The 12,922-nt window shown below is 68.2% G+C and carries 9 protein-coding genes; 3 read left to right on the top strand and 6 right to left on the bottom strand.

All coding sequences use genetic code 11. From position 1 onward, the window contains the following. Nucleotides 1–132: 132 nt before the first annotated feature. The 3 genes from ABD089_RS13680 to ABD089_RS13670 all read right to left on the bottom strand — a co-directional run bounded on the left by ABD089_RS13680 (nucleotide 133) and on the right by ABD089_RS13670 (nucleotide 7,207). The gene (locus ABD089_RS13680; RefSeq protein WP_343887024.1) at nucleotides 133–294 is read right to left on the bottom strand and encodes a hypothetical protein; all 162 of its coding nucleotides are present in this window, start codon (nucleotides 292–294) and stop codon (nucleotides 133–135) included. 106 nt (nucleotides 295–400) lie between these two features. Continuing rightward, entirely contained in the window at nucleotides 401–538 is a 138-nt protein-coding gene (locus ABD089_RS13675) for a hypothetical protein (RefSeq protein ID WP_343887023.1), read from the bottom strand. 408 nt (nucleotides 539–946) lie between these two features. After that, nucleotides 947–7,207 carry a DNRLRE domain-containing protein gene (locus tag ABD089_RS13670; protein WP_343887022.1) on the bottom strand — a complete coding sequence of 2,087 codons (6,261 nt, stop codon included), beginning with the start codon at nucleotides 7,205–7,207 and terminating at the stop codon, nucleotides 947–949. 429 nt (nucleotides 7,208–7,636) lie between these two features. Here ABD089_RS13670 and ABD089_RS13665 point away from each other — a divergent pair, with 429 nt between their 5' ends. Next, nucleotides 7,637–7,864, top strand: coding sequence for a hypothetical protein (locus ABD089_RS13665; protein WP_343887021.1), 228 nt, complete (start codon nucleotides 7,637–7,639; stop codon nucleotides 7,862–7,864). Between the two features lie 93 nt (nucleotides 7,865–7,957). On the opposite strand, the gene istB is transcribed toward ABD089_RS13665, so the two are convergent. Together istB and ABD089_RS13655 are read right to left on the bottom strand one after the other, a co-directional pair. Next, a complete protein-coding gene (gene istB / locus ABD089_RS13660; RefSeq protein WP_343887019.1) occupies nucleotides 7,958–8,773 on the bottom strand; it encodes an IS21-like element helper ATPase IstB in 816 nt (271 codons plus the stop codon). Further along, the gene (locus tag ABD089_RS13655) at nucleotides 8,770–10,098 is read right to left on the bottom strand and encodes a Mu transposase domain-containing protein (protein ID WP_343887018.1); all 1,329 of its coding nucleotides are present in this window, start codon (nucleotides 10,096–10,098) and stop codon (nucleotides 8,770–8,772) included. Before ABD089_RS13655 ends, istB begins: the two co-directional genes overlap by 4 nt. Nucleotides 10,099–10,267: 169 nt before the next feature. On the opposite strand from ABD089_RS13655, the gene ABD089_RS13650 reads away from it, so the two are divergent. Next, entirely contained in the window at nucleotides 10,268–10,438 is a 171-nt protein-coding gene (locus ABD089_RS13650) for a hypothetical protein (RefSeq protein ID WP_343887017.1), read from the top strand. Nucleotides 10,439–10,522: 84 nt separating this feature from the next. Beyond that, entirely contained in the window at nucleotides 10,523–12,499 is a 1,977-nt protein-coding gene (locus ABD089_RS13645; RefSeq protein WP_343887016.1) for a helicase C-terminal domain-containing protein, read from the top strand. A gap of 51 nt (nucleotides 12,500–12,550) precedes the next feature. Here the strand turns inward: ABD089_RS13645 and ABD089_RS13640 are convergent. Further along, nucleotides 12,551–12,922: transposase (locus tag ABD089_RS13640; RefSeq protein WP_343887014.1), on the bottom strand; the 372-nt coding region annotated here is incomplete at its 5' end.

Raw genomic sequence — 12,922 nt, 5'->3', positions numbered from 1 at the left:
TCATCATGACTCCTCCTGCCCCGCAGGGCGATGGAGCCACTTACACCGTTTCTAGGACAGACCCGCAGCGGCGAGCAGGCGGTCAGGACCAGCGGCGACGCCGCCCAAAAATGCGGTGAGGACTCCCCCGATTCACTCGCTGTCGAGGGCTGTGATGGCGCCTTCGATGTCGATGAGGGCGCTGGTCGCTTGCCCGAGCATCCACTCCGCGTGATCCCGGGTCTCCTCAGTGGCGTCCTGGACCCGCTGATGAGCGTTCGCGACGAAATCGGTGTACCGGTCACGCTCGCTCATGAGCTGGGCGAAGTCGCGCGTGAGGGCCCAGCGCTGCAGCAGCCAGATGTGAGCGCAGCCGTCGACACCCCGGGAGCGCCGGCGGCGGAGGTCAGCAGGATGAGGCTCACTGGTCGGAGTCCTTGATCACGACGATCCGGTTGGCGGCGGCCATGGTGCCGATCAGGGGTGCCTGGTCCTCGGCGACCTCGACGTTGATCAGCTCGCCAGAACCCTGGAGCGTGTTGGCGGCGGTAGAGACCATCACTGCCTCGAAGACCTGGCCGGTCTGGTTGTCGGTGGTGGTCGACGTCGCGCTCGAGTCGGCGGGCCATCCTTCACGTCTGGGTCTGTGAAGTGCGCGGGGAGTGAAAACCACCCCTATTTGCCCCGGCGCGGCTTACCGCCAAGAACGTCATGTTTCGCTTCCCGCGCTCTGATACTTAAGAATCCCATATACAAAGCTAAAGCGGCCGCCCCTAGTGCGAGGGCTAGTGACAACCCAATACGGACACGCTCATCCTGCACCAGAACGGTGATAGCGACAGCCCCAGCAATTAGCCACCAGACCGCCGATGATAAGCGGGGATATCGCGAGAACCCTTGACTGACGATCAATTGGGCAACGCCAGCGATTGCTATTAATGCGAACAAGGCTTCCTCCAGCATCCCATCACCAATTCGAACGCGCACTATTGAAGCCATAGCTATTTACAGACATGCGAGTAACGTAACGCCAGCGAACTCGCCGTGCTTGACGATGTGAGCCGTTGACCCAACGTTGCCTACCCAGCGCATGGCGCGTCCGGACAGCGCGGACAGCCCTAAACCGTGAGAACAAGTAGTCCACGCCAACGTAAATCGCAGCGCGACCCCAGGAGATCTCGCCCCTGCGCGCCCGATATCCGTTCCAGAGAGCGCTCGTTGCCACGACAGCAGCGCCAGCGACGGCGCACGCTCCCATGGTTCCTACTACACATGTGACCGCAGCAATCACGCCCGCGGCTGCGTATGAACGTCGCAGGACGGTTCGAAGACTCCAGGCTCCATTGAGATCCAGACTGTTGATGGGATCGTTGGGATACCCGTAGGCAGTGTCGTTGCCGCCGTACACAGGGTCTAGGGATGTGAACAGGGCCGTGGCCGAATTGTACAACCGGGCGCCCATGAGGGTGATGCCGAGCGCGTCGAGGGTGGCGCGTTCATGGGCGCCGAGCCACCCGTACCCTGCCCCTGCCGCGCCGCCCACGGTGGTGGTTGCGGGTTGTGCGGGCTGGCCGTACTCGTCCCAGTCATTCCACACGTCGATACCGCTGGCCGGCTGGGTGCCGTCAAGCTTCACGGTCGCGTTCACGGCACCACGCAGCCCGGCCAGGGCCAGCTCAGCGGTGGTGGTGCCGACGGTGGTGGTGAACGTGATGCCAAGCCCCTCGCCGGTCAACGCCCCAAACCTGGTGGTCGTCGCCACCCCGTCACGGACCTCGACCGTCCAGGCGGGGTTGTCCGACGCGTCGGTGTAGTGCCGCACCACGGTGCCGGTCACGGCCCCGGGGACGACCACGGGGCCGACGGTGGCGTCCTGCACCAACCGGCGACCAGCACCATCCAGGGTGAACGTGGCCCGCACGTCGCCCTGGCTGATGGATTGGGCGACATCGGTGTCGTAGTAGCCCAACGCCATGTCACCACGCGACGGGTTGGCGGTGTCCGCCGCGGGGATGCTGGTCTGCCGGCCAAGCGGGTCGTAGCTGTAGGCGCCTTGGCTGTTGGCGCCGGTGGTGGGCTGGTCTGCCCCGTTGTACGCCCGCGTGAGGATGGTGGCGCCGGTGTCGTCGCAGCCGCTGTTGGTCGCCCGGGTCTGGCTGGTGCGGTTCCCGTTCCCGTCGAACCCGTACCCGCGCCGCACACACGGCACGGCGCCGTCAGGGCCAGGGTTGCCCGTGATGTCATCCACCCCGACCAGCCGACCCGCCTTGTCGTAGCGGTAGTACCGGTCCGACCGCACCGCCTGCGCCCCACTGGTGGTGTACGCCGACCCACCATCAGTGGACCACTCCCTCACCATCCGACCGGCCGCGTCGGTGGTCGCGGACCAGCCGAACCAGGGCTGGTCATCCACCGTGGCGCCTGTGTCGGGGTCGGTGCCACGTCCGGAGTAGACGAGGTCGACCAGTTCCCCGGCAGGGTCCCAGCTGTGCCGGCGGGTGATCCCACCGGGCAGCTTCTCCACGGTGACCTTGCCCTGGGCGTCGTAGGCGGCGGTCGCGGAGTGGGTGATCCCTCCACTGGTCTGCTCGACCTTGGTGACCAGCCCACGGGTCTCGGCCTGACCGTTCGCGTCGGTCCCGTCGTAGGTGTAACGGGCCTCACCCTGGTTGTCGGTGACCTTGGCCACCTGGCCCAGGGCGTCGTAGCTGGTGGTCGACGTGTCCGCGGCCTGGCCGGCGGGGGTGCTGGTGTAGGTGAGTTGGCGGCCCCAGCTGTCATAGGTCATGGCCGTGGACCCGGCCGCCGACGTGATGCCGGTCACCCGACCGGCGGCGTCATAGCTGGTGGTGACCGCCGGCACCGGGGTGGAGCCCGTCAGGCCCGTGCTGGTGGTCGTGACCGTCACCGGACGCGACTTCTCGTCGTAGCTGGTGGCGGTGGTCACGACCGTGGCGCCGGCAATGGTCTGGGTCTTCGCGGCCTGCCCGTCCCAGGTGTAACTGGTGGTCCGTTCGACCGGGAGGGTGCCGGCGCCGGGCATGGTCTGGCACACCCACCCGGCCCAGGCGGGCTTGCTCCCACACACCGCGACATCCGGGTTGGCACCAGCGGTGTAGTAGATGGTGCGCCGGGTGCCCGGGTCGGCGGTCTTCTCCTTCGCGGAGGGCTGGCGCTGCTCGACCACGCGTCCCATCGCGTCGTACACGGTTTCCCGGGTGATCCCGGACCCGTCGGTGCCGGTGACGGTGGTGGTGGAGGTGGCCTGGCCCAGGTCCCAGCCGGTCTTGTTTCCGGTGCTGGTGGGCAGGTCGTAGCCGGTCCTCACCGTGGAGAGCTGCTCGTGGGTGACCCACCCGGCGTCGGTGAGCTCGATCGTGCGCGTGGTCACGGTGGTGGGCAGCCGGTACGGCTGACCGGTGACCGGGTTCTTCCCACTGTTGGGGGCGCCCTCGTCGTAGTCGGTGTGGGTGACGGGGCGGGCCCAGATGAGGGTGCCGGCGCTGTCGGCGATCCACCGTGCCGGGCCGGTGACGTCGCTGACGAGCGCGACGGTCGGGTCTTGGTAGTCGGTGTGGGTGGCCGCCGCGGCGATGTCGGTGGTGTCGCCGGTGCGGATGGCTGCGGTGGCGTGGGTGTCCCACATGTCGGTGGTGTTGCCGTGGTCGTCGTAGACGGTCGCGGTCCACTGCCACGCGCCGCCGCCGTAGGAGCCGTCGTGGACGGTCCAGCCCTCGTCGTCGGTCAGGTACACCTGCGCCCGGTGCCAGGCCGCGTCACCCGCGGCCGGGGCGGTCGTGACCTTCTGGTCCGGCCCGAACACCGCGAACGCCTTCGTCGCGCGCTTGGAGAGGGGGTACTCGTCGAACTGGCCCAGGTCGAAGTCCGAAACGCCCAGGCCCGCGTCGTACACGAACGCGGCGAGCTGCGCGGTCCCATCACCCCGATCCGCCACCGTCGACGGGACCGGGCGGGTGACCTTGGCGAGCTTGTTGTTCGCGTAGCTGAAGTCGTACCCGTCCTCACCGGGCGGGGTGAGCTTCGCCAGGCGCAGCGTCTTCGCCGCCGCGTCACCCGTCCAGCCGTACCCGGTCGTCAGCTTGGTGACCGTGTCGGTCTGGGACACCAGCCGACCCGCCGCGTCATAGCTGTAGCTCGACAGTTGCCTGTCCGCGGTTTCGTCGTCGACCTGCGCGGTGATCGTGGTGACCCGACCGGCCGCGTCGTAGGAGAGCTTGAGGATGCGGCAACCGGCGGTTCGCACCCCCACCGCGCAGCCGGTCACACCGGCGGGGACCGGCGCGATGATCGCCGTCACCTTCCCAGTGGCGTCGCGGACGTAGCTGGTCTTCTCACTCGTGATGGTGTCGGTGACGTCCTGCACCACGAACTTTGTCTCAGCGTTGGCGGACACTGGTCCGGTGAAGCGGGTCTCGACGCCGTCCTCATTGGTCAAGGTGACGGTCGCGGTGGTGGTGCCGGTCACGGCCAAGGTGATGCCGCTGGCGGCGGTGTCATCATCGACCGGCCGATACGTAGCGGCCAAGGATGCGGCTGTGACCGAGCGGCGGGTCGGGGTGGCGTAGACGAGCACGTCGCCTTCCGCGGACACCAGCGCGAGGGTGCCGTCGACCAGGGTGTTGTCATACAAGGTGGCGCCGGACAGGCCCTCATCGCCGCCGTCCAGGCTCGCGGTCCACCCCGGACCGAACGGCTGCTTGTCGGTGTCCCCGGCGAACGAGGAATGGGTCCGGGACACGCTGATCCCGCCGGTCGGGCCGGGCAGCTCGGCGTCGGTCTCGGTGACCTGCAGCTCACCAGTCCACAGCGCCACCTGCCCCGGCCCCGCGGCGGCGGTGGGGAAACCCTGCCCGAACGCGGACGGGACCCGCACGATCCGGCGCTTGTCGGTGCAGGTCGCCGGGTTCGAGCCGTAGGTGAAACACACCCGCACCTCGATCGCCGCCGGCACCCGCTCCTTCGGACCCTTCCCCGACCCATCGGTCTGGCCGATCAGGCTGGTCGTGTCGAACAGGCCCTTTACCTCCGTGGTCGAGGAACCGGCGGTGGTGGTGAACGTGTTGCTCGCCGGCACACCCTTCCAGGCGGCGTCGGTGCCGCCGGCCATCCGCCACTGCACCGCGGACGTGACCGTGGAGGTGCCCTTCGGCGCGCCGGCGGCGCGGACCGACACCGTGTCGGTGGTGGTCTGGTCCGCGACCGGCGCCAGCAGCGACGGCGCCCCGTACCCGAACGAGTACGACGCCGTCGGCGACGCCTTACCCAACGGACCGGTCGCGGTCACCGTCACGCTGTGCCCACCAGCCTTCCCACCCACCGTCTTCGGCAAGGTGACCGTGGTCTTCGTGGTCGGGGTCGGTTGGGTGATCGACACCGGCCCGTACGAGGTGCCGTCGATCGTGTACCGGTACGACACCGCTGCCGCATACGACGCCCCGGACGCGGCCTCGAACGTGGCCGTGCACGACTCCGCAGCCTTCACATCCGACCCCCACGACCCGTTCACCGACGGGCACAAGATCGTCGGGGTCGGCGGGGCGAGCGTCGCCACCCGCAGTTCCCTCGGCGCGGACCACGCCGAGTAAGCAGACCCGTCGAACGCCTGCGACCGCAGCCAGACCCGCTCGTTCTCGTTCAAATCAGTGGTGAAGCTGCACGTCGCGACCGTGCCGGCCGCACCACCGGTGCTCCGGCAGGTCGTCGTCGGGGACCCGGCGGTGGCCGAGGTGAACTTCCCGACCACGATCGTGGTCCCATTCCCGTCCGGGTCGCTCGGCCGGGTGATCGAGAACACCGGCCGCTTCGCCGACGTGTACAGCACCCCGTTGTACGTCCCCGCACTCGAGACCGACGGATAGGCCGGCGTGCCCGGCGCCCGGTTGTAGCTCAACGTCATGATCGGCGGATAGGCGCTGTCATCGGAGTGGAACCGCTTCCACCCCGTCGGAGAGATCTCGTCATCCGCTCGGAGCATCAACCCCACCGTCGCCGCCGAACCAGCCGCCCACGCCTTCGCCTGCGCGGTCATGTCGATCGACACCCGCCCACCAGGGCACGCCGAGGAATACCCGCGGGTCTCGGTCGAGGTCGCGCGCTTCGCACCGATCGTCGGTTGCGCGGTCCACCGCGTCGCCGTCGACGCGACCCCCGCATCCCAGGCCGACCAGGCTGCGGCCGTGCACGACCACGAATGCGACTCCGCCAGGCTCAACGACGCCGACATGATCGTCTTCCCGTGGAAGAACGCCCCGTCATAGTTCAGGAACGACCGGGCCACCTGACCCGACCCGTTGTTGCCCAACTTCAACTCCGCCGAGCCGGACTGGTCAGTCGTGTACCCCTGCTGCACGAACGTGTCGAACACCGCGCTACCGGTCACCTGCCCATAGGTCGGGTCGATCGTCACCGGGAACACCCGCGCCGGGTCGGTCAACCACGCCGCGTCCGTCACCACCTGCAACGACCCCCGCGACTTCTTCTTCCCCTTGACAACACCAGGGACCTGGGACCGGGTTCCCAGCCGGAACTTCGCCGCCTTCGGAGCGCCATGCCCCTGCACCCTCGCGCCCGCCGCGTCCCACACCAGCGGGGCGTGCAGCTTCCAGCGGATCTTCCTCGACCCATCCACCAACGCCACCCCACCATCAGTCGCAGTCGCGTCGGCGCCGGTCACCGCCAACGTGGTCGGCAACACCACCTCACCCTTGCTGCCATAGCGTGCCACCAACGCCGCAGCCCCCTGGGCCGAGGTCACCTGCCACACCAACTCGAACCCCGCCGGACGGGCCTCCACCCGCACATCAACCCCCGGCACCACATCGGCATACGTCGCCGTCGACCCGTCCAGGACCGGCTCGGGCAACACCACACCATCCAGGCCAACCTCGGCGCCCACACCATCAGCGCCGGTCATCGACACCACCGGCTCCGAACCACCACCCGACAACGACACCTCCCCCGGCACCGCCGCCGGCCGCACCCGCGACCCATCCACCACCAACTTCGTGTCCACCCGACGCCACCGCGCCGGGGACGTGCTGGTGGCCGCAGCCTCGAACTGCACCGGGCCCGCCGCGGCCTCCTCCTCCACATGCCCATCCGAGAACACGAACACCCGACGCGACACCGACCGCTCCGACAACACCTCCACCGGACCACCCGACGCCCGAGCCGTCACCGACGCCGACACCCAATCCGGGCGCGTCACCACCCCATCCAACGCCACCAGGCCATCCGTGCCCCGCGACAACTCATTCGCCGCCGGCGGAGAGGCCGGTGCCGGGTCCTCCGCCCACGCGTCACGCTGCGGCAACCCCGCCCACGCCAACGCCAACGACACCGCCCCAACCACACACCGCACACCAACACGACCAGCAACCGACGAGACCACGGCCAACCCTCGGGGGAGAAGGAACGAAACGCTCACAGAGTGGCAGAACCCACAGTCCCTGCACAGCCCCCAAACCCGCCACCAGCAAACACCCGACCCCCCGACTAGGACATCCGTCCATTACAGTGACAAACATCACCCCTGACACCCGCCGCTACCGCGCCACATGCCCCACCAAGTTCCGGTGTGGGCCTGCGTACTGCTGCCACCGCCGGTGACTGGGCGACGATGCGATGGGAGCTCTCCGTGCCACTCGACCTGCAAGCACTGCACAAGGCCCAGGACCGGCCACGAATCGAGCCCCGCGACATCTTCGCGGCCCTCACCGCGCGTCCGTGGCCCCGGTTGCGCGTGGAACAAGACCAGGTCCTCAAGGCCTGGTACGCGCGGCGCACTGAACGCGATCTTGGGATCAGGCAGAACACCGGCGGAGGCAAGACCGTGGCGGACTCCTGGCCGCCCAGTCCAGCCTGAACGAGGGCATGGGCCGCGCCGCGTACCTGGTGACGGCGCTCAGCGAATTTCCCCAGAGTTGCTCGTTGAAGTTCCCCAGGTCGCGTGGGTAGGTTAGCGCAGGTTTGTGCCGGTGGTGACGCGGCGGAGTTCGTCGGCTGCGGCGTGGTGGTTGCGGAGCCGGTACGAGGCTCCGTCGAGGGTGATCACGACGGAGCGGTGCAGGAGCCGGTCGAGCATCGCGGCGGCGACGGTGGTGTCGCCGAGGATCTCGCCCCAGGCGCCGACGGGCCGGTTCGTGGTGATCACGATCGAGGTCTTCAGGTAGCGCTGGTTGATGACCTGGAACAGGGCGGACGCGGCTTCCCCGGGCAGCGGGAGGTATCCAAGCTCGTCGATGATGAGGAGCGTGGGTCCGGCGAAGAACCGCATCATCGTCGACCATTTCCCCTCGATCGCGGCGCGGTGGCAGCGGGCGGCGAGGTCCGCGGCGGAGGTGAAGTAGACCCGGTAACCGGCGTTGACGGCGGCGAGCCCGAGCCCGGTCGCGATGTGAGTTTTCCCGACGCCGGGCGGTCCGATCAGGAGCACGTTGGTGGCGGTGTCGATGTAGCGGCAGGTGCCGAGCTCCTGCAGCAGCGAACGGTCTATGCCGCTGGCGGAATCTAGATCGAAGTCGTCGAGGGTCGCGCCGGTGGGGAGGTTCGCGAACCGGAACCTGCCGGCGAGTCGGCGGGCTTCGGTCGCGGTGACCTCGATCCGCAGCAAGTGCTCGAGGGTATGGGTGAGGGTCCAGTCCTCGGCCTGCGCCTGGTCGAGGACCTTCGGGAGGGCGTCGGCGGCGTCGGCGAGTTTCAGGTCGGTGAGGTGGCCTCGCAGCTGCTGATAGACGGACGCGGCGCTGTTCGAGGTGGGGGCGGTGGTGGTCATCGGAGGGTGTTCCTGTTCTTCGCGGCCTGCTCGTAGGCGGCCAGGCTGATCACGGTCGAGGGCTGTTCGGTGGTGCCGGTGAGCACGGCGGCGGCGCGCAGCGCGGCGGTCCCGGGCGGGATGCGTTCCTTGCGGCGGTGCGGGCGGCCGGGTGGCGCGGAGGCCATCGCGATCGCTTCGAGGGCGGTGACGTGCCCGGTGTCGCGGATCGTGACGCCGAGCCCGGGCTCGGCCACCCGGTGCCGGGCGATGACCGCGCCCGAGACGGTGGCGATATCGATGATGTTCGCGCCGTGCCGCTGCTGGACGATCACTTTCGCGGCGGCCAGCTCCGGCGGGACGGAGTACCGGTTCCCGCGCCAGTCGATCAGCGCCTGCCGGGTCGCGGTGCGCTCCTCGGTCACCACGACGGGGAACACCACCGGCGGCAGGGGCCGCAGCCGTTCCGCGACGAGCATCGCCTTCGCGGTCGTCTTACCCGTCTCGGTCCGGCGTGGCCGGTTGTCTTGCCTCCTGGCGAACGCTTCGAAGCTGGCTTGCGCCTGCTCGGCGGTCAGTGCGTCGGGGACGGTCCGCCACCAGCGTTGCGCGGCGGTGTGGTTGTTCTTCTCGACCACCCCCTTCCGGTTCCCCGACCGGGGCCGGCACGCGATGACCGTCACGGCGTGGTGCTTGGCGAACGCGGCGAACATCGGCGTCAGATCGCTGGTGCCCTGCTTGAGGACCGTGCTCATCCGGTCGAACCGCCAGTCCCGGGTGAGCCCGCCCAGCAACCCCAGCAGGGTCGTCATCGCGGCCAGCAGGTGCGGCAGGTCCGTCGATGGGGACAGCACGCCCCGCCAGATACCGGAGTGGGCCAGCGAGCCGACCAGAGCGTACGCCTTCTTATGAGGGAACCCCCACGACACGGGCGGGTCAGGCAGCTCCACCCAGTCGAACTGGGTCTCCTCGCCGGGCGGATGCGCGATGATCGCGTTCGGCCGCGCCGTGACATGCGCGCAGGCCGTGCACGCCGGCCGCAGCGCACGCTCACGGATCTGCCGTGTCAGCGTCGGATACGAGCCCTCGTAGCCGAGCGGGCGCAGCTCATCGAGCAGCGTCATCGCCCATAAGTGCGGGTCCTCGATCAGCCGTGCAGCGGCGTAATCGACGAACGCGTCGAACGAGTCCGGCGCGGCGCGTTCACGCCGACCGGGGACACGGTCACCGTTCAGGTAAGCCCGGATGGTCTTGCGGTCATGGTCGGTGCGGCGGGCGATCTCGCTGATCGTCATCCCCTGCCGTCTGAGCGCGTGGATATCCACGTCGTCCTCCTCTGAAAGCATGAAGAACAGGGCCTCTCTCGAGCTGGCGCGTGGTCAGAGACCACCAGCATCGAGGGAGGCCCGCCTCACGCGGCGGAGCGACCCGGGGTGGGGAATTTCGATGAGCAGAACTGGGGAATTTCAGTGAGCGCCGTCACTGGTCCCCGACACCTATCTGGTCAAACAGGTGATGGACGAGGCAGACCAGCTGGGACTCTCGGTAACCGACAATCCCCGCAACCACCAGTTCCGGGCAGGCAACGCCATCCTGGTGTGCACCTTCGAGAAGATGGTCAACGGCGCACCGTCTTCGGCCTGGCCGGGCCGCCGAGCCGGTCCGTGTGAGAACCGTCATCGTTGATGACGCCCACGCGGCGCTCGCGGCCGCGAGGAAGCAGTTCACCGTCGACGTGTCCCATCCAGCCATCCCACCTACGCGCGGGCCTTGGCCCTGTTCGGAGAGGAGCTGCGGCGGCAGAGCCCCCGCCACGGCGCCGCCCTGCTGGCTGGGGACCGCTGCGCGCCGCTGCGGATTCCTTTCTGGTCCTGGGCGGCGAGGAGCGCACAACTCGTACGCCTGATCGAGGCAACTGCGGACGACGACGCTGTCCCCCGGGTGTTCTTCCCCTGGCCCTTGCTGGCCGATCATGCTCATCTGGCCACCGCCACCATCACCGACCGTGAACTGCAGCTGCGGACCCCATGTCCGCCGATCGACCGGATCCCCGCTTTCCACCTCGCGAAGCGTCGAATCTACCTGACCGCCACGCTCGCCGATGACGGTGTCCTCGTCACCGAGCTAGGAGCCGACCCGTCCTCGGTGCGCCAGCCGATCACCCCGGAACGGGCATCGGACCTAGGCGCACGCCTGATCCTGGCCCCCGCAGCGTTGAACCCCGAGGTAATCGATGACTCCATCCGCGCGATGGTCCGGAAGTTCTCCCAAGGAACCAGCCCGACCGGTGCGAAGCCGGTCAACGTCGTCGTGCTCGTCCCCAGCGACACGGCAGCCTACACATGGGAGCCCTACGCCGATCACGTGCTCCACGTCGACGACATGAAGCCCGTCATCGACAAGCTGGCCGCCGGCAAACACCAAGGACTGGTGGTACTGGTCAACAAGTACGACGGGGTTGATCTCCCCCGGAAAGCGTGCCGTCTCCTGGTACTTGACGGGATCCCCACCCCACTGGATCCGGGTGAGCGGCGAGAAGCCGGAGCCCTCGCGGGCAGCCACAGCATGCGCGTCCGCAAGATCCAACGCATCGAGCAGGGCATGGGTCGCGGGATCCGTGACGCGGAAGACTTCTGCGCGGTCCTGCTGATGGGCAACCAGCTCGCCCTGTCACTGGTTGATCCCGAGGACCTTCGCCTGTTCTCCCCGGCGACCCGTGCGCAGATCGAGTTCAGTCAGCGTGTCGCCGGCCAGATCGCCGGCGACGGACTCGCCGCCGTCGAAGAAGCAGTGGACCAGTTCCTGCGGCCTCGCTCCGAGCTACAAGGCCTGAGCCGCAAGGCCACGGCCGGTGTCGCCTACGACGTCGGCGGCCACGTGTCGGCCGTCGCCGAGGCGCGACGGAACGCGTGGAACCAGGCTGCGGCCGGTGACCCCAGCCGCGCCGTGACCATCCTGCGGGACGCGCTCGACGGTCTGGACGACGTGGAGAAGGGATGGTGGCTGGAAGAGGTCGCCGCGTACCAACACTATCTCGAGCCCACCGCAGCCCAGGACACGCTGCGTGCCGCCAAGAAGATCAACAGCAACGTCCTGCTTCCCATCCAAGCCCTACCGGTGCGGCCCGTGCGAGGCAACCAGCGCCAAGCGCACGCTGCCATCGAGTTCCTGAAATCCACCTACCCCAACCCCACCGCCCTGCAACTGGGCATCAACCAGATCCTCGACGACCTCTCCTACCGGACCGGCCCCGAGAACACCGAAACCGCCGAGGCTGCCATGAAGGCCCTCGGACTGCACCTCGGATTGGAAGCCAGCCGTCCAGAGAAGGAAGAATCCCGGGGACCCGACTGCTGCTGGGGGCTCGGACCCGCCAGCAATGCCGTCATCGAACTCAAAACAGGAACAGACCGGCCAGACACCGCCATCACCAAAAGCGAGATCGACCAGCTCGCCGGATCCGTGAATTGGAACACCCAAGCGGGCGGCCCCACCAACTGCCTACCCGTCCTCATCGCCCGCGACGCGATCCTGAAACGTGACGCCAGCGCACCCCCCAGAACACGCATCATCACACCCGAGACCCTCGACACCCTCAAGACCGACGTCCAAGCCTTCACCGCCACCATCGCCACCCACAACGGATGGCCCAACCCGACCATCGTGGCCAAAGCACTACAGACCAACCACCTAACCGCAGACAACATCCTCGAACGACACAGCGTCCCCCCGGCCAAGAAGCCATAGGGGGACCCCGGTCCCGAGGGAGTGTCCGATTAACGGTGTAAGTGGCGGGTTCTACTGGGTGGTGCTGGCCGCGGGCATGCGGTCAGCGAAGGTGGTGGCGAACGCGTTCAACGCTGGCTTCCAGCGCATGCCCCATCTGGTCTGGCCGGTGCCCTTGGGGTCCAACGATCTCACGGTCAGGTAGAGCGTCTTCAACGCGGCCTGCTCGTTCGGGAAGTGCCCACGAGCCCTCACCGCCCTACGGAACCTGGCATTGAGACTCTCGATCGCGTTCGTCGAGCACAACACCTTGCGGATCTCGACGTCGTAGTCCAGGAAGGGCACGAACTCGGTCCAGGCGTTGCGCCAGAGCCTGACCATGGCCGGGTAGGCCTTGCCCCACTTCTCGGCGAACTCCTCAAACGCGGCCTCTGCCGCCTCCGC

Origin of the sequence: Luteococcus sanguinis, assembly GCF_039527675.1 — a bacterium.
Taxonomy (GTDB): Bacteria; Actinomycetota; Actinomycetes; order Propionibacteriales; family Propionibacteriaceae; genus Luteococcus; species Luteococcus sanguinis.
Note: the sequence above shows the minus strand (reverse complement) of the source record. Positions and strands in the feature narration are given on the sequence as shown.